The organism is Massilia timonae (genome assembly GCF_001866515.1).
Taxonomy (GTDB): domain Bacteria; phylum Pseudomonadota; class Gammaproteobacteria; order Burkholderiales; family Burkholderiaceae_D; genus Telluria; species Telluria timonae.
Genome location: NZ_JRYB01000001.1, coordinates 532,551 through 550,006, shown reverse-complemented (window position 1 = coordinate 550,006; position 17,456 = coordinate 532,551). Strand labels below are relative to the sequence as shown.

15 protein-coding genes are annotated in these 17,456 nt (G+C 65.8%); 14 read left to right on the top strand and 1 reads right to left on the bottom strand.

Annotated elements, in window-relative coordinates; all coding sequences use genetic code 11:
- The 13 genes from mraY (at position 1) to lpxC (ending at position 13,844) form a co-directional block, all read left to right on the top strand.
- On the top strand, positions 1 to 1,170 hold the full coding sequence (mraY, locus tag LO55_RS02390) for a phospho-N-acetylmuramoyl-pentapeptide-transferase (RefSeq protein WP_005668232.1): 1,170 nt from the start codon (positions 1 to 3) through the stop codon (positions 1,168 to 1,170).
- 1 nt (position 1,171) lies between these two features.
- Complete coding sequence (gene murD / locus LO55_RS02385) at positions 1,172 to 2,668, top strand: UDP-N-acetylmuramoyl-L-alanine--D-glutamate ligase (protein ID WP_071360298.1); 1,497 nt, start codon at positions 1,172 to 1,174, stop codon at positions 2,666 to 2,668.
- Positions 2,668 to 3,885 carry a putative lipid II flippase FtsW gene (gene ftsW, locus LO55_RS02380; RefSeq protein ID WP_005668236.1) on the top strand — a complete coding sequence of 406 codons (1,218 nt, stop codon included), beginning with the start codon at positions 2,668 to 2,670 and terminating at the stop codon, positions 3,883 to 3,885. The genes murD and ftsW overlap by 1 nt, the downstream gene beginning before the upstream one ends.
- Positions 3,882 to 4,973: an undecaprenyldiphospho-muramoylpentapeptide beta-N-acetylglucosaminyltransferase gene (murG, locus tag LO55_RS02375; RefSeq protein ID WP_083415124.1), complete on the top strand. Its 1,092-nt coding sequence runs from the start codon at positions 3,882 to 3,884 to the stop codon at positions 4,971 to 4,973. Before ftsW ends, murG begins: the two co-directional genes overlap by 4 nt.
- Positions 4,973 to 6,361, top strand: coding sequence for a UDP-N-acetylmuramate--L-alanine ligase (gene murC, locus LO55_RS02370; RefSeq protein ID WP_071360296.1), 1,389 nt, complete (start codon positions 4,973 to 4,975; stop codon positions 6,359 to 6,361). Before murG ends, murC begins: the two co-directional genes overlap by 1 nt.
- A 3-nt stretch (positions 6,362 to 6,364) precedes the next feature.
- A complete protein-coding gene (locus LO55_RS02365; protein ID WP_005668241.1) occupies positions 6,365 to 7,336 on the top strand; it encodes a D-alanine--D-alanine ligase in 972 nt (323 codons plus the stop codon).
- 6 nt (positions 7,337 to 7,342) lie between these two features.
- Positions 7,343 to 8,182: a cell division protein FtsQ/DivIB gene (locus LO55_RS02360; protein WP_005668242.1), complete on the top strand. Its 840-nt coding sequence runs from the start codon at positions 7,343 to 7,345 to the stop codon at positions 8,180 to 8,182.
- Positions 8,183 to 8,197: 15 nt separating this feature from the next.
- On the top strand, positions 8,198 to 9,430 hold the full coding sequence (gene ftsA / locus LO55_RS02355) for a cell division protein FtsA (RefSeq protein WP_005668243.1): 1,233 nt from the start codon (positions 8,198 to 8,200) through the stop codon (positions 9,428 to 9,430).
- A 143-nt stretch (positions 9,431 to 9,573) separates the two neighbouring features.
- Positions 9,574 to 10,773 (top strand): cell division protein FtsZ, encoded by a 1,200-nt coding sequence (ftsZ, locus tag LO55_RS02350; RefSeq protein ID WP_005668244.1) that lies wholly within the window; start codon positions 9,574 to 9,576, stop codon positions 10,771 to 10,773.
- A 146-nt stretch (positions 10,774 to 10,919) separates the two neighbouring features.
- Positions 10,920 to 11,423 (top strand): peroxiredoxin, encoded by a 504-nt coding sequence (locus LO55_RS02345; protein ID WP_005668245.1) that lies wholly within the window; start codon positions 10,920 to 10,922, stop codon positions 11,421 to 11,423.
- Positions 11,424 to 11,475: 52 nt separating this feature from the next.
- Complete coding sequence (locus tag LO55_RS02340; protein WP_071360295.1) at positions 11,476 to 11,925, top strand: GNAT family N-acetyltransferase; 450 nt, start codon at positions 11,476 to 11,478, stop codon at positions 11,923 to 11,925.
- Complete coding sequence (locus LO55_RS02335) at positions 11,922 to 12,815, top strand: DMT family transporter (protein WP_229410023.1); 894 nt, start codon at positions 11,922 to 11,924, stop codon at positions 12,813 to 12,815. Before LO55_RS02340 ends, LO55_RS02335 begins: the two co-directional genes overlap by 4 nt.
- 93 nt (positions 12,816 to 12,908) lie before the next feature.
- Positions 12,909 to 13,844 (top strand): UDP-3-O-acyl-N-acetylglucosamine deacetylase, encoded by a 936-nt coding sequence (gene lpxC, locus LO55_RS02330; RefSeq protein WP_005668248.1) that lies wholly within the window; start codon positions 12,909 to 12,911, stop codon positions 13,842 to 13,844.
- A 77-nt stretch (positions 13,845 to 13,921) separates the two neighbouring features.
- On the opposite strand, the gene LO55_RS02325 is transcribed toward lpxC, so the two are convergent.
- On the bottom strand, positions 13,922 to 14,413 hold the full coding sequence (locus LO55_RS02325; RefSeq protein WP_071360294.1) for a DciA family protein: 492 nt from the start codon (positions 14,411 to 14,413) through the stop codon (positions 13,922 to 13,924).
- 248 nt (positions 14,414 to 14,661) lie between these two features.
- On the opposite strand from LO55_RS02325, the gene secA reads away from it, so the two are divergent.
- Positions 14,662 to 17,448, top strand: a complete 2,787-nt coding sequence (gene secA / locus LO55_RS02320; protein ID WP_071360293.1) for a preprotein translocase subunit SecA — start codon at positions 14,662 to 14,664, stop codon at positions 17,446 to 17,448.
- Positions 17,449 to 17,456 lie beyond the last annotated feature (8 nt).

Genomic DNA, 17,456 nt, shown 5'->3' with positions numbered 1-17,456 from the left:
ATGCTTCTCTGGCTCGCACAATACTTCCAGGACTATATCGGTCCGCTGCGCGTGTTCAACTACATCACCTTCCGCGCGGTGTTCGCCACCATCACCGCCATCACGATCGGCCTGGTCGCCGGGCCGATCGTCATCCGCAAGCTGACCGAACTGAAGGTCGGCCAGGCGGTGCGCACCTATGGCCCGCAAAGCCACCTGACCAAGCACGGCACCCCGACCATGGGCGGCGTGCTGGTGCTGATCGCGATCGGCGTCTCGACCCTGCTGTGGTGCGACCTGTCGAACCGCCTGATCTGGCCGGTGCTGGTGGTGACCTTCGGCTTCGGCGCCGTCGGCTGGGTCGACGACTACCGCAAGGTCGTCTACAAGGACCCGGAAGGCATGCGCTCGGGCGAGAAATACTTCTGGATGTCGCTGATCGGCATCGCCTCGGCCCTGTACCTCGCGTTCTCGGTCTCGGCCGCCAACCCGTGGGAAGTGGCGCAGCTGTTCTACGCCTGGGTGCAGTCCGGCTTCTCGATGGACCTGCCGCCGAAGGCCGACCTGATCGTCCCCTTCTTCAAGACCATCAGCTATCCGCTGGGCGTGTGGGGCTTCATCGCGCTGACCTATTGCGTGATCGTGGGCGCCTCGAACGCGGTGAACTTCACCGACGGCCTCGATGGCCTGGCCATCATGCCGACCGTGATGGTGGGCGGCGCGCTGGGCCTGTTCGCCTACCTCACCGGCAGCGTGACCTATTCGAAATACCTCCTGATCCCGTACATCCCGGGCGCCGGCGAACTCCTGATCTTCTGCGGCGCGATGGCCGGCGCGGGCCTGGCCTTCCTGTGGTTTAACGCGCACCCGGCCCAGATGTTCATGGGCGACGTCGGCGCGCTGGCGCTGGGCGGCGCGCTGGGCACCATCGCCGTCATCGTGCGCCAGGAAATCGTGCTGTTCATCATGGGCGGCATCTTCGTGGCCGAGACCCTGTCGGTGATCATCCAGGTCAGCTGGTTCAAATATACGAAGAAGCGCTACGGCACCGGACGCCGCGTGTTCCTGATGGCGCCGCTGCACCACCATTTCGAACAAAAGGGCTGGAAGGAGACCAAGGTCGTGGTCCGCTTCTGGATCGTGACCATGGTGCTGATCCTGGTCGGCCTGTCGACGTTGAAACTGCGCTGAAATGAACTACGACGGCAAACACGCATTGGTACTGGGCCTGGGCGAATCCGGGCTGGCGATGGCGCTCTGGCTGGCGCGGGCCGGCGCACGCGTGCGCGTGGCCGATACGCGCGATGCACCCCAGCGCCTGGCGGCGCTGCGCGCAGCCGTCGCGGATGCTGAATTCGTCGCGGGCGATTTCAGTGTCGCGCTGCTCGACGGCGTCGACTTCGTCGCCGTCAGCCCGGGCCTGGCGCCGCAGCGCGAGCTGGCCGAGATCGTGCCCGCCGCCGCCGAGCTCCGCATTCCGGTATGGGGCGAGATCGAGCTGTTCGCGCAGGCGCTGGCGCACTTGCGCGAGACGAGCGGCTACACGCCGAAGGTCATCGCGATCACCGGCACCAACGGCAAGACCACGGTGACCAGCCTGACCGGCCTGCTGTGCCGCCGCGCGGGCCTCAGCGCGCGCGTGGCCGGCAACATCAGCCCGGCCGCGCTGGACGTGCTGCGCGAAACGATCGATGCGAACGACCTGCCGCAGGCCTGGGTGCTGGAACTGTCCAGCTTCCAGCTGCACACCACCTTCAGCCTGCAGGCCGACGCCGCGACGGTGCTGAACCTGAGCCAGGACCACCTGGACTGGCACGGCAGCATGGACGCCTATGCGGCCGACAAGGCGCGCATCTTCGGCGCCGACACCATCCGCGTGCTCAATCGCGACGATGCGCGCGTGATGCGCATGGCGGCGGTCGACACCCCGGCTTATACCTTCGGCACCGACGGACCGGTCGAGGCCGACAGCTTCGGCCTGCTCGAAGAGCGCGGCGTGCTGTGGCTGGCCAATGCGGTCGCGGGCGAGGAAGTCGAAAAGAAACGCAAGAAAAACGAGGCACCGGAGCCGGTCGAGGCCATCGTCAACCGCCTGATGCCGGCCGATGCCTTGAAAATCCGCGGCCTGCACAATGCCTCGAACGCGCTGGCCGCGCTGGCCCTGTGCCGCGCCTGCGGCCTGCCGCTGGCGCCGCTGCTGCATGGCTTGCGCGAATACGCGGGCGAGCCGCATCGCGTGGAGCTGGTCGCCACCATCGACGGCGTCGATTACTACGACGACAGCAAGGGCACCAATGTCGGCGCCACCGTGGCCGCCTTGACCGGCCTGGGCAAGGCCTTCACCGGCGCCGACCAGCAGATCCTCCTGATCGCCGGCGGCGACGGCAAGGGCCAGGACTTCGCGCCGCTGGCGCAACCGGTCGCGGATCACGTGCGCGCCGTGCTGCTGATCGGCCGCGATGCTCCCGCGGTACGCGCCGCGGTCGAGCCGACCGGCGTGCCGGCCTTCGACCTGGACGACCTGCCGCAGGCGGTGCGCCGCGCCGCGGGCCTCGCGCGCCCCGGTGACGCCGTGCTGCTGTCGCCGGCCTGCGCCAGCCTCGACATGTTCACCAATTACGCGCACCGCGCCCAGGTGTTCGTCGACACGGTGCGCGAGATCGCGCTGGACAAGGGACAGGAGATCTGATGGCCTTCCAGATTCCCTTCAAGTTCTCCGGAACCGCCTCCGACGCCACCGTCGATGGCCGCAGCAAGCCGTCGAAGATGATGGACTACGACCAGCCGCTGGTCTGGGTCACGCTGCTGCTGATGCTGCTCGGGATGGTGATGGTGTACTCGGCCTCGATCGCCTTGCCCGATTCGCCCAAGTTCCGCTACCTGGAAGACCGCAACGAATACTTCCTGTACCGCCAGGCGATCTACATCATCGTCTCGATGGTTGCGGCCGCGGTGGTGTTCCGGGTGCCGATCGCGGTATGGCAGAAATACGCGCCGATGATGTTCATCGGCACCCTGGTGCTGCTGGTGCTGGTGCTGATCCCGGGCCTGGGCGTGTCGGTCAACGGCGCGCGGCGCTGGCTGTCGCTGAAGGTCTTCAACCTGCAGCCGTCCGAGATCATGAAGATCGCGGTGGTGCTGTACGCGGCCGACTTCACGGTGCGCAAGCAGGAGTACATGCACAAGCTGACGAAAGGCTTCTTGCCGATGATGGTCGCGATCGGCCTGGTCGGCGCCTTGCTGCTGCTCGAGCCCGACCTCGGCGCCTTCGGCGTGATCGTCTGCATCGCCATGGGCATCCTGTTCCTGGGCGGGATCAATATCGTCTGGTTCGGCGGCATCGGCGCGCTGCTGGTGGTGATCTTCAGCGCGATCATCGCGCTGTCGCCGTTCCGGCGCGCGCGCATGTTCGCCTACCTCGACCCGTGGGAAGAGGGCAATGCGCTGGACAAGGCCTATCAGTTGACGCACTCGCTGATCGCCTTCGGGCGCGGCGAATTCTTCGGCGTGGGCCTGGGCGCCTCGGTCGAGAAGCTGCACTACCTGCCGGAAGCGCACACCGACTTCATCATGGCCGTGATCGGCGAAGAGCTGGGCCTGGTCGGCGTGCTGGTGGTGGTGGCGATGTTCTACTGGCTGGTCAAGCGCGCCTTCGACATCGGCCGCCAGGCGATCGCCCTCGACCAGACCTTCGCCGGCCTGGCCGCGAAGGGCATCGGCATCTGGATCGGTGTGCAGACCTTCATCAATATGGGCGTGAACCTGGGCCTGTTGCCGACCAAGGGTTTGACCCTGCCCCTGATGAGCTTTGGTGGTTCGGGCGTCATGTTCAACTGCATCGGCCTGGCGATCCTGCTGCGGATCGACTACGAGAACCGGGTGCGCATGCGCGGAGGCAGGACATGAAGGTCAGAAACACCAAGCGTTTGATGATCATGGCTGCAGGAACGGGCGGCCATATCTTCCCCGGCATCGCGATCGCGCAGACCATGCGCGCGCGCGGCTGGGAAGTGAGCTGGCTCGGCACCGCCCACGGCATGGAAACCGAGTTGGTGCCGAAGGCCGGCATCCCGATGGACACCATCGACTTCGCCGGACTGCGCGGCAAGGGCCTGGGCCACACCGTCAAGGGCGCCTTCAAGATGGCGGCGAGCTTCCTCACTTGCCGCCGCTATCTGGGCAGCCGTCGTCCCGACGTGGTGCTGGGCATGGGCGGCTACGTCACGGTCCCGGGCGGATTGACCGCCCGTTCGCGCGGCATTCCGCTGGCGCTGGTGAACGCCGACGCCGCGCTGCTGTTGTCGAACAAGACGCTGGCGCCGGTGGCGCAGCGTGTGCTGTTCGGCTTCCCGGCGGACTTCGGCAAGGCGGCCGACAAGGCGGTGGTCACCGGGAACCCGGTGCGCCAGCAGATCCTCGACCTGCCTCTGCCTTCCGCACGCTTCGCCGGCCGCAGCGGTCCGCTGCGCGTGCTGGTGGTGGGCGGCAGCCTGGGGGCGAAAGTCCTGAACGACAGCGTGCCGGCGGCCCTGGCCCTGATCGACCCGGCCCTGCGCCCGATCGTGACCCACCAGTCGGGCAAGAAGAATATCGATGCGCTGCGCGCGTCTTATTTGCAGTCCGGTGTCAACGCAAACGTGGTCGACTTCATTGATGACATGGCCGCCGCCTACGCGAACGCCGACCTGGTGATCTGCCGCGCCGGCGCGATCACGGTGTCCGAGCTGACGGCGGCCGGCGTGGCCAGCGTGCTGGTGCCGTTCGTCGCCAGCACCACCAGCCACCAGCGCGATAACGCGGTGTGGATGGACAAGCAAGGCGCGGCCGTGCATCTGGCGCAGGGTGAACTGAATCCGCAGCGGCTGGCGAGCCTGCTGCAAGACACGACGCGCGAGCGTTGCCTGGCGATGGCGCAGGCGGCGCATGGCGTGGGCAAGCGCGACGCCAACGAGGCGATCGCGCGCGAACTCGAACAATTGGCAGGACAGCGTTAATGAAACACAAGATCAAGAATATCCACTTCGTGGGCATCGGCGGCAGCGGCATGAGCGGCATCGCCGAGGTGCTGCACAATCTCGGCTACCAGGTGTCGGGCTCGGACCTGGGCAGCAATGCCGCCACCCAGCGCCTGGCCGGCCTGGGCGTGACCGTCCACCTCGGCCATCAGGCCGAGAACGTGAGCGGCGCCGACGTCGTCGTGACCTCGACCGCCGTCAACGAGGCGAATCCCGAAGTGGTCGCCGCGCGCGCCAACAAGACGCCCATCGTGCCGCGCGCGATCATGCTGGGCGAACTGATGCGCCTGAAGCGCGGCATCGCGATCGCCGGCACCCATGGCAAGACCACCACCACCAGCCTGGTGGCGTCGGTGCTGGCTGCCGGCGGACTGGATCCGACCTTCGTCATCGGCGGACGCCTGACGGCGGCCGGCGCCAACGCGGCCCTGGGCAGCGGCGAATACATCGTGGCCGAGGCCGACGAGTCGGATGCCTCGTTCCTGAACCTGTCGCCGATGATCGAAGTGATCACGAACATCGACGCCGACCACATGGACACCTACGAGCACGACTTCGAGAAACTGAAGGCCGCGTTCGTGAACTTTACGCACCGCATGCCGTTCTACGGCCGCGTGATGCTGTGCATCGACGACCCGCACGTGCGCTCGATCCTGCCGCAGGTGACCAAGCCGGTCACCACCTATGGTTTCTGCGAGGAAGCCGAGGTGCGCGCGCTGGACGCCTATGCCGAAGGCACGCAGATGCATTTCACGGTGCGCCAGGAAGGCTATCCCGACACCAAGTTCGTGCTGAACCAGCCCGGCATGCACAATGTGCTCAACGCCTGCTCGGCGATCGCGATCGCGCGCGAGATCGGCATCGAGGACGCCGCCACCGCCCAGGGCCTGCTGGAATTTCGTGGCGTCGGCCGCCGCTTCACGCGCTATGGCGAAGTGGCGCTGCCGTCCGGCGGCAGCTTCACCCTGGTCGACGACTTCGGCCATCACCCGGTCGAGACCGAGGTGACCCTGGCCGCGGCGCGCGCCGCCTATCCGGGCCGGCGCCTGGTGCTGGCCTTCCAGCCGCACCGTTACAGCCGCACGCGCGACCTGTTCGAGGATTTCGTCAAGGTGCTGGCCACGCCCGATGTTCTGCTGCTGGCCGAGGTCTACCCGGCCGGCGAAGCGCCGATCGTGGCCGCCGACGGCCGCGCGCTGGCGCGCGCGCTGCGCACCTCGGGCAAGCTTGAGCCGATCTTCGTGGAGACGATCGCCGACATGCCGGCCGCCATCCTGAATGTGGCGCGCGACGGCGACGTCGTGCTGACCATGGGCGCCGGCTCGATCAGCGGCGTTCCCAACCAACTCACCAACGCAAAGGCCTGAACCGTGACCACCACCCCAACTCTTGACGCAGCGGCTTTCGGCAAGGTCGGCGTGCTGTTCGGCGGACGCTCCGCCGAACGCGAGATCTCGCTCATTTCCGGCGCCGGCGTGCTGGCGGCGCTGCAGGGCCGAGGCATCGACGCCCACGCCTTCGACCCCGGCACGCAAAGCCTGGCCGAGCTGGCCGCGCAACGATTCGATCGCGTGTTCATCGCGCTGCACGGCCGCTACGGCGAAGACGGCAGCCTGCAGGGCGCCCTCGAACTGCTGGGTATCCCTTACACCGGCAGCGGCGTGATGGCGTCCAGCGTTGGCATGGACAAGATCACCACCAAGAAGATCTGGCTGCAGGAGAGCGTGCCGACCCCGCGCTACGTGAGGATCGATGCGGATACCGACCTGGATGCGGTGGTGGCCGACCTGGGCCTGCCGCTGATCGTCAAGCCGCCGCTCGAAGGCTCGAGCATCGGCATCACCAAGGTCACGCAAGCCGACCAGCTGAAGGAGGCGGTGGCGCTGGTGACCAGCATGGACGAGTCGGTGCTGGCCGAGGAATTCGTCACCGGCCGCGAGTTCACCGTGGCCGTGCTGGGCCATGGCGCCTCGGCGCGCGCGCTGCCGATCGTCGAGATCGTGGCGCCGGAAGGCAAGTACGACTACCAGAACAAGTACTTCACCGACGACACGCAATATCACTGCCCGGCGCCGCTCCCGGAGGAGCTGACCCACGAGATCCAGCGCCACGCGGTGAACGCCTACCGCGCCCTGGGCTGCGAGGGCTGGGGCCGGGTCGACGTGCTGGTGCGCGAAAGCGATATGCGTCCCTTCCTGCTGGAGGTGAACACCTCGCCCGGCATGACGACCCACTCGCTGGTGCCGATGGCGGCGCGCGCGGTCGGCATCGGCTACGAAGATCTGTGCGTCGAGATCCTGCGTTCGGCGCGGCTCAAGATGGGCCAGAAGGCAAAAGGATAAAAGCAGATGTGGCATGACGTCCGGGCCCTCAACGCGACCGCCAGTTTTCTGACGGCGGTGACGGTGCTCGCCGCCTTGATCTCGGGCGTGTGGTGGCTGTCGCAGCGCCCGATGTTCGCGCTCGGTTCGGTGACGGTGGAGAGCATGTACGGAATCGAGTTGAAGCACGTAAACGAACTCACCGTGCGCAACGGCGTGCTCGGCAAGATTCGCGGCAACTTCTTCACCGCCGACCTGGAACAGGTGCGCGCCACCTTCGAGACCGTGCCCTGGGTGCGCCGCGCCACCGTGCGCCGCGAGTGGCCCAATGCGCTGGTGGTCGAGGTGGAGGAGCACGAAGCGCTCGGCACCTGGGGCGAGGACGGCCGCCTGTTGTCGGTGAAGGGCGACGTGTTCACCGCCAACGTGGCCGAGACCGAGGATGAGCAGGCGCTGCCGGCCTTCGACGGTCCGGTCGGCAGCGAGAAGGAAGTGCTGGCCCGCTTCAACGAACTGCGCACGGCGTTCGCTCCCGTGCAGCTGGTGCCGCAGGAGCTGTCGCTGTCCAACCGGTATGCCTGGACCGTGAAGCTGGACAACGGCATGAGCGTCGCACTGGGACGCGAGCAGGATCGCAACACGCTCAAGAAGCGCGTGCAGCGCCTGGTCGGCGTCTATCCGCAGCTGGTCGCCCGGCTGCAGGAAGGCCGTATCGACACGATCGACATGCGCTATCCGAACGGTCTGGCCCTGTCGTCGGCGGCGCTCACGGTGCCGGTGGATGCGACGAAGCCGGTCAAGGCGGCAAAGAAGCCCAAAGAGTCACCCAAACATGCAACACCCAATAAAACAACCAAGCAAATCTGAAGCAGGCGAACAGCAATGACAAAAGACGCGAAAAACCTGATCGTCGGCCTCGACATCGGCACCTCCAAGGTGGTGGCCGTGGTCGCCGAGGTGATGTCCGACGGACGCCACGAGGTGATCGGGCTGGGTCAGCACGAGTCGAAGGGATTGAAGAAGGGCGTGGTCGTCAACATCGAGGCCACGGTCGAATCGATCCAGCGCGCGCTCGAGGAAGCCGAGCTGATGGCGGACTGCAAGATCCGCAACGTCTACGCTGGCATCGCCGGCAGCCATATCCGCTCGTTCAATTCGAGCGGGATGGTGGCGATCAAGGACAAGGAAGTGACGGCCACCGACGTGGCGCGCGTGATCGAGACCGCCAAGGCGGTCAACATCCCGACCGACCAGCAACTGCTGCACACGGTGCCGCAGGAATTCATCGTCGACAACCAGGAAGACGTGCGCGAGCCGATCGGCATGAGCGGCATTCGACTGGAAGTGCGGGTGCACATCGTCACCGGTGCGGTGTCCGCGGTGCAAAATATTGTAAAGTGCGTGCGCCGTTGCGGGCTCGAGGTCTCGGATCTGATCCTGCAGCCGATGGCGTCCGCCGACGCGGTGCTGACGGTCGACGAAAAAGAACTGGGCGTGGTCCTGATCGACATCGGCGGCGGCACCACCGACATCGCGGTGTTTTCGGACGGCGCGATTCGCCACACGGCGGTCATTCCGATCGCCGGCGACCAGATCACCAGTGATATCGCAATGGCCCTGCGCACGCCGACCGGCGAGGCGGAGGACATCAAGATCCGCTACGGCGTGGCCAAGCAGGTATTGGCCGATCCGGGCGAGACACTCGAAGTGCCAGGTCTCGGCGACCGCGGCCCACGCGCATTGTCGCGCCAGGCCCTCGCAGCCGTGATCGAGCCCCGGGTGGAAGAACTGTTCGCCATGGTCCATCAGGCCGTGCGCGAATCCGGCTACGAAGGCGTGCTGTCCTCGGGCATCGTGCTGACGGGCGGCAGCTCGATCATGCCGGGCATGATCGAGATGGCGGAAGACATCTTCCTCAAGCCCGCGCGCCTCGGCACGCCCGACTATCGGGGCCAGCTGGCCGACGTGGTGCGCAGCCCGCGCTACGCGACAGTGCTCGGCCTGTTGCTCGAAGCGAAGAAGCAGTACCTGCGCGGACACATCGTCACGCGCCAGGACGGGTCGGTGAAGGCGGTCTGGCAGCGCATGAAGGAATGGATAGCCGGGAATTTCTAAACTCTAGTAACAAATTCAGTTGTAAAAATTCGTCACGGGTACAAGGTTTTTAAATACAATCGCAGTTACCGGTTTGAGGCAGCGAACCAGCAACGCCAAGGCCTCTTCCCTGGAACCGCATTTTGAAAATTAGGGAGTTCATCATGGAGTTCGATATGGTCGATAACGCAGCACTGGGAACCGTGATCAAGGTCGTTGGCGTCGGTGGCGCCGGCGGCAACGCGGTTCAGCACATGATCAATAAAGGTGTGTCCGGTGTCGAGTTCATCGCCGCAAACACGGACGCACAGGCCCTGGCGGTTTCCAGCGCCAACAACATCATCCAGATTGGCGATTCGGGCCTGGGCGCGGGGATGCGTCCCGAGGTCGGCCGCCAGTTGGCCGAGCAGTCGCGCTCGCGCATCGAGGATGCCCTGCGCGGCGCCCACATGGTCTTCATCGCCGCCGGCATGGGCGGCGGCACCGGCACCGGCGCCGCGCCGATCGTGGCCGAAGTGGCCAAGACCATGGGCGCCCTGACCGTGGCCGTGGTCTCCAAGCCGTTCTCCTACGAAGGCCAGAAGTGCATGGACGTGGCCGAGGAAGGCCTCGAAGAACTGACCAAGCATGTCGACTCCCTGATCGTCATCCTCAACGAAAAACTCGAAGACATCTACGAAGACGAATCGATGCTCGACTGGATGAAGCACGCCGACGATGTGCTCAACAACGCGGTGGCCGGCATTGCCGAGATCATCAACGTGCCGGGCCACATCAACGTCGACTTCAACGACGTCAAGACCATCATGGGCGAGCAGGGCAAGGCCATGATGGGCACCGCGACCGCCGCCGGCGTCGACCGCGCGCGCATCGCCGCCGAGCAGGCCGTGGCGTCGCCGCTGCTGGACGGCATCGACCTGTCGGGCGCCAAGGGCGTGCTGGTCAACGTGACCGCCAGCCGCGGCCTCAAAGGCAAGGAGATCAAGGAAGTCATGGCCGCCGTGCGCGCCTTCGCGGCGCCGGACGCCTCGATCGCCCAGGGCATCGCCTACGACGACGCGATGGGCGACGAAATCCGCGTGACCGTGGTCGCGACGGGCCTGGGCAAGAACAAGAAGTCGATCCAGCTGGTGCAACCGCAGCAGCAGCTGCGCACCGGCACCTACGACGCGCCGGTGATGCAGGGCGCAGCGGCCGTCGCCGGCGGCCTGACCGCGGGCAAGGCCAGCGCCGACGCCCTGGGCGGCATGAAGCAGCCGGCCGTGTGGCGCCGCGAGCAGGCATCGGAGCAGGTGCAGGCGATGCAGCGCAACGGCGTCGAGACCTACGACATCCCGGCGTTCCTGCGCAAGCAGGCCGACTGACCAAGTCCGGTCGGCAGTTCGCGATGAAGAGGCCAGCGCAAGCTGGCCTTTTCGTTTGCGTCGCCGCGAAACGGCCGCAAGACCAGCACGCCCGATCCGGATCGGCGATAATGGCAAGATTCACAAAACATCAACAGGAGAACAGCATGACCATCCAGATCGGCGACCGCCTGCCGGAAGGCACCCTCGCGGAATTCATCGAGAACGAGACCGCGGGCTGCACGCTCGGTCCGAACACCTTCCAGGTGGCCGACCTCGTGAAAGGCAAGAAGATCGTGATCTTTGGCCTGCCGGGCGCCTTCACGCCAGGCTGCTCGGTGCAGCACGTGCCGGGCTACGTCAAGCACGCCGATGCGATCCGCGCCAAGGGCGTCGACGAAATCTGGTGCATCTCGGTCAACGACGCTTTCGTGATGGGCGCCTGGGGCCGCGACCAGAAGGCCACCGGCATCGTGCGCATGATGGCTGACGGCAACGCCACCTTCACCAAGGCCCTGGGCCTGGACAACGACTTCTCGGCCCACGGCATGGGCACGCGCTCGAAGCGTTACGCGATGCTGGTCGAGGATGGCGTGGTCAAGAGCCTGGACATCGACGCCAAGGGCGTCGACGTGTCGAGCGCCGAATCGATGCTGCAGAAACTCGGCTGATCCCGGCCGTATCCGCACTTGACGAACGGCGCTGCGGCGCCGTTTCCTACTTATGATCATCAATACCGAAACCCCCGACCAGCCAGAAGTCCGGGCCATGCTGGGCAAGCTGGACGCCTATTGCGCGGCGCTGTACCCGGCCGAGAGCAACCACCTGCTGGACATCGACGCGCTGCTGGCCGGCGACGTGCTGTTCCTGGTGGCGCGCGACATCGACGGCGCGGCGGTCGGCTGCGCGGCCCTGGCCAACCGCGGCGCCTATGGTGAAGTCAAACGCATGTATGTGGATGAGGCGCGCCGCGGCCTGGGCACGGGAAAGAAGCTCCTGGAACACCTGGCGATGTTCGCCCGCATGTCGGGCCTGGGCGAATTGAAGCTCGAAACCGGCATCCATCAGCCGGCGGCGATCGCGCTGTACGAAGGGTTCGGCTTCAGCCGCTGCGCGCCGTTCGGCGACTACCGGCCCGACCCCTTGAGCCTGTTCATGGAAAAGCGTCTATGACCGGGTTGGCAACCACGCGCGGCCGCAACCTGTACAGCATCTACGCGATGCTGCTCGCCGTCTTCATGTTCGCCCTGATGGACACGGCGATGAAGCTGCTGGCGGCGCGTTATCCGGCGATGCAGGTGGCGGCGCTGCGCGCGATGTGCTCACTGCCGCTGGTCGCGGCCTACGTGGCCTGGCGCGGCGCCTTCAGGGGCGTGTTCCAGGTGCGCTGGTCGATGCACGTGCTGCGCGGGCTGCTCGGCATCCTGATGCTGGCCTTCTTCGCCTTCGGCCTCAAGAAGCTGTCGCTGGCCGAAGCCTATTCGATCTTCTTCATCGCGCCGGCCCTGATCACGGCGCTGTCGGTGCTGCTGTTGAAAGAGCGCGTCAACCTGGCGCGCTGGCTCGCCATCGGCGTGGGTTTGTGCGGCGTGCTGGTGGTGCTGCGCCCGAGCGGCGCGGGCTTTCTGACCATCGGCGGCCTGTCGGTGCTGGCGTCCGCCGCCTGCTACGCGGTGTCGGCGATCACGGTGCGGGTGCTGGCGCGCACCGACCGCAGCGAGCACACGGTGTTCTGGCTGATCGTCATGATCGCGGCGGGCGCCGGCCTGCTGGCGGCGCCGGGCTGGGTGCCGCTGCCCGCCAGCGAGATTCCCTTGTTGTGCGGCCTGGCGGTGTCGGGTTTCATCGGCCAATTGGCGATCACCGAGGCGTTTTCGCGCGGCGAGGCCTCGAGCGTGGCGCCGTTCGAGTATTCGGCCCTGGCCTGGGGCGTGGGCCTGGACTGGCTGCTGTGGCGCGCGCTGCCCGACGGCTGGACCATGGTGGGCGCGGCCATCATCATCGGCAGCGGCCTGTATCTGATCCGCCACGAAAAAGACCATGCCGAGGCGGAACACCCCTAAGTGCGCATGGCTGCTGTCGCGACCGCGCCACCATGGCCCCGCCAATCGAGGGGGGCGGCAGCGCCGCTGTAAACGCTGGGCTATAATTGGCGCATGCTGAAACAACGAACAATCAAGGAACTGGTCCGCACCACGGGTGTGGGCCTGCACTCGGGCCGCAAGGTCGAGCTCACCCTGCGTCCGGCCGCGCCCGACACCGGCATCATCTTCCGCCGCGTCGACGTCGATCCGATCGTGGCCATCCCGAGCAGCGCCGACGTGGTGGGCGACACGCGCATGGCCTCGGTCGTGATGAAGGACGGCGTGCGCGTCTCGACCGTCGAACACGTGATGTCGGCCTGCGCCGGCCTCGGCATCGACAACCTGTATATCGACGTCACGGCCGAGGAAATCCCGATCATGGACGGTTCGGCATCGTCCTTCGTGTTCCTGCTGCAGCAGGCCGGCGTCGAAGAGCAAACGTCGCTGCGCAAGTTCATCCGCGTGCTCAAGGACGTCGAAGTGCGCCAGGGGAGCGGCGCCAACGAGAAATGGGCGCGCCTGTCGCCGCACGACGGCTACAAGCTCGATTTCTTCATCGAATTCAACCATCCGGCGGTGGATGGCACGATGCAGCGCGCCACCGTCGATTTCGGCGACATCACCTATGTGCGCGACGTGGCGCGCGCGCGCACCTTCGGCTTCATGCAAGACGTCGAGAGCCTGCGCGGCATGGGCCTGGCGCGCGGCGGCTCGTTCGAGAACGCCATCGTGATGGACGAATACCGCATCCTGAACACCGACGGCCTGCGCTACGAGGACGAATTCGTGCGCCACAAGATCCTGGACGCGATCGGCGACCTGTACCTGGTGGGCCACCCGCTGCTGGCCAGCTATACCGCGCACAAATCGGGCCATGCGCTCAACAACGACCTGCTGCGCGCGCTGCTGGCCCAGCCGGATTCCTACGAGATCGTCACCTTCGACGACCTGGGCACGGCGCCGCCGTCCTATGTGCGGCAGATGACGCGGGAGTGGGCGCAGAGCTGAGCCTGCCGCCCTGCACGGAATACACGATGGCTGCGGGTCCCGGAAGGGGCTGCAGCCATTTTTTCTGGCGTGCCGGATTATTTGCGCTTCGCCGCCAGCGCCCTGAGCGCCGCCACCAGGTCGCGGTTCTGCTGCGTCTCCGGCAGCGATTCCGCCAGTTCCTCGAAGGCCTGCACCGCGCGCGGAGGCAGCTCGAGCGTGCGCATCTCGGGCCGGTCGGGCAGGGCGCGCGTCACCTGCAGCTTGATCCGGGTCGATTCCACCTGCCAGCCCTTCTGCAGCAGGGTGGCTTGCAGCTTCGGCAGCAGCTGCTTGAGGCGGGCCGCCAGCGCCGAGCTGGGCACGGCCAGGGTCAGCACGCCTTCCTGGAACGACAGCACGTCGCAGTTATGAAAGATCGCCGGCAGCGCCGCCGCGCAGTCGGCCTGCAGGCGCGCCATGCGGCCGACGGCCGGCAGCAGGCTGGCCATGCGGTCGTTGGCGCGCAAGAAGTCGGTGGCGGCGTGCGAGGTCTGCCGGGTGCTGGTCCCGAAAATATGGAAGGGACGCTTGGGAGGAGATTGCTGCATGCTTGGAACATACCACAGCGCCCGCGCTTTGGGCGGACCGGGTGGCGGATCTGCCGCCGCGGGGGGCTCATCGAGGCCAGTTTGATAACGTTTCTGGCTCTGCAGGACTTGTTATCCTGCCCATGATCCCCAAGTGTGGCCGGATCGCATGATAAAATCAGTGGTTATTTGCCTAACTCCGTCGACGGTGCTTATCGCTTTGATATCATCTTGGCTTCTTTTTGCGGCGTATTTTTCTAGAACACAGCATGTCATTCCTGACCCAGATTTTCGGCAGCCGTAACTCGCGTCTGCTCAAGCAGTACCAAAAGACCGTGCGTCAGATCAACGCGCTCGAGCCACAAATGGAGCAGCTTTCGGACGCCGAACTGCAAGCCAAGACGCCAGAATTCAAGGATCGCCTGGCCAAGGGCCAGACCCTGGACGATATCCTGCCCGAGGCCTTCGCCGTCTGCCGCGAAGCGGCCAAGCGCGTGCTCAAGATGCGCCACTTCGACGTACAGCTGATCGGCGGCATGGTCCTGCACCAGGGCAAGATCGCCGAAATGGGCACCGGTGAGGGCAAGACCCTGATGGCGACCCTGCCGGTCTACCTGAACGGTCTGTCGGGCAAGGGCGTGCACGTCATTACCGTCAACGATTACCTGGCCCAGCGCGACGCGGACCAGATGGGCCAGCTGTACGGCTGGCTGGGCTTGAGCACCGGCGTCAACCTGTCGCAGCTCGACCACGACAGCAAGCAGAAGGCCTACGGTTCCGACATCACCTACGGCACCAACAACGAATTCGGCTTCGACTACCTGCGCGACAATATGGTCTACGACGCGCGCGAACGCGTGCAGCGCAGCCTGAATTTCTCCGTGGTCGACGAGGTCGACTCGATCCTGATCGACGAGGCGCGCACGCCGCTGATCATCTCCGGCCAGGCCGAGAACCATACCGACCTGTACCACCGCCTGAACGAAGTGCCGCCGCAGCTGACCCAGCAGATCGGCGAAGAAACCCCGGACGGCAAGGGCAAGATCGAAGTCCCGGGCGACTACCTGAAGGACGAGAAAGCGCACACCGTGCTGCTCACCGAGCAGGGCCACGAGCGCGCCGAAGCGATCCTGACGCAAATGGGCCTGCTGCCCGAAGGCGCGTCGCTGTACGACGCCGCCAATATCTCGCTGATCCACCACCTGTATGCGGCGCTGCGCGCCCACGTCCTGTACCACAAGGACCAGCACTACGTGGTGCAGAACAACGAAGTCGTGATCGTCGACGAATTCACCGGCCGCCTGATGACGGGCCGCCGCTGGTCGGATGGCCTGCACCAGGCGGTCGAGGCCAAGGAAGGCGTGCGTATCCAGAACGAGAACCAGACCCTGGCCTCGATCACCTTCCAGAACTACTTCCGCATGTATGCCAAGCTGGCGGGCATGACCGGCACCGCCGACACCGAAGCGTTCGAATTCCAGGAAATCTACGGCCTGGAAACCGTCGTCGTGCCGCCGAACCGTCCTTCGCAGCGCAAGGACCGCCAGGACCAGGTCTACAAGACCTCGGAAGAAAAATACAACGCGATGTTGAACGACATCCGCGACTGCTACGAGCGCGGCCAGCCGGTGCTGGTCGGCACCACCTCGATCGAGAACTCGGAGCTGCTGTCCGGCATCCTGACCAAGGCCAAGCTGCCGCACAATGTCCTGAACGCGAAGCAGCACGCGCGCGAAGCGGAGATCGTGGCCCAGGCCGGCCGTCCGAAGATGATCACCATCGCCACCAACATGGCCGGCCGCGGCACCGACATCGTCCTGGGCGGCAACGTCGGCAAGCAGATCCAGATCATCGAAGCCGACAGCAACCTGTCGCCGGAGCAGAAAGCCACCCAGGCGCAGCAGCTGCGCGACGAATGGCAGTCGCTGCACGACCACGTGGTGAACGCCGGCGGCCTGCACATCATCGGCACCGAGCGCCACGAATCGCGCCGCGTCGACAACCAGCTGCGCGGCCGTTCGGGCCGCCAGGGCGACCCGGGTTCCTCGCGCTTCTACCTGTGCCTGGACGACGCGCTGCTGCGCATCTTCGCCGGCGACCGCGTGCGCGCCATCATGGACCGCCTCAAGATGCCGGAAGGCGAACCGATCGAGGCGGGCATCGTGTCGCGCTCGATCGAGTCGGCCCAGCGCAAGGTCGAGGCCCGCAACTTCGACATCCGCAAGCAGCTGCTCGAGTACGACGACGTCGCCAACGACCAGCGCAAGGTGATCTACACCCAGCGTAACGAACTGCTGGAGTCGACCGACATCAGCGAGATGATCAACTCGCTGCGCGTGGGCGTGTTCACCGACCTGGTGCGCGACTACGTGCCGGCCGAATCGGTCGAGGAACAGTGGGACGTCAAGGGCCTGGAAAGCGCGCTGTCGTCCGAGTGGAGCCTGATTGTCCCGCTGCAGCAGATGCTGCAGGATGAACCGAACCTGAACGACGACGACATCCTCGAGCGCGTCTTGGCGGCGGCCGACGCGTCCTACGGCGCCAAGGTCGGCGTGGTGGGCAAGGAATCGTTCGGCGGCTTCGAGCGCAACGTCATGCTGCAGAGCGTGGACACCCACTGGCGCGAGCACCTGGCGGCGCTGGACCACCTGCGCCAGGGCATCCACCTGCGCGGCTATGCGCAAAAGAATCCGAAGCAGGAATACAAGCGCGAAGCGTTCCAGCTGTTCAGCAATATGCTGGACCTGATCAAGAACGAAGTGATCCGCACCGTGATGACCGTGCGCATCCAGTCGCGCGAAGAAGTCGAGGCGGCCGAGGCGGCGATGGCGGCCCAGGCCGCGCAGCTGGAAAACGTCAACTACCAGCACGCCGACTTTAACCCGTCGGCCGCGCCGGAAGAGCTGCTCAATCCGAACCCGAACCGCAGCGGCGACGGCGAAGCCGTGTCGGCCGAAGACCACAACAGCTATATGGGCGTGAAGGTCGGCCGCAACGATCCATGCCCTTGCGGCAGCGGCAAGAAGTTCAAGCAGTGCCACGGCAAGCTGGCGTAATTAGCCAC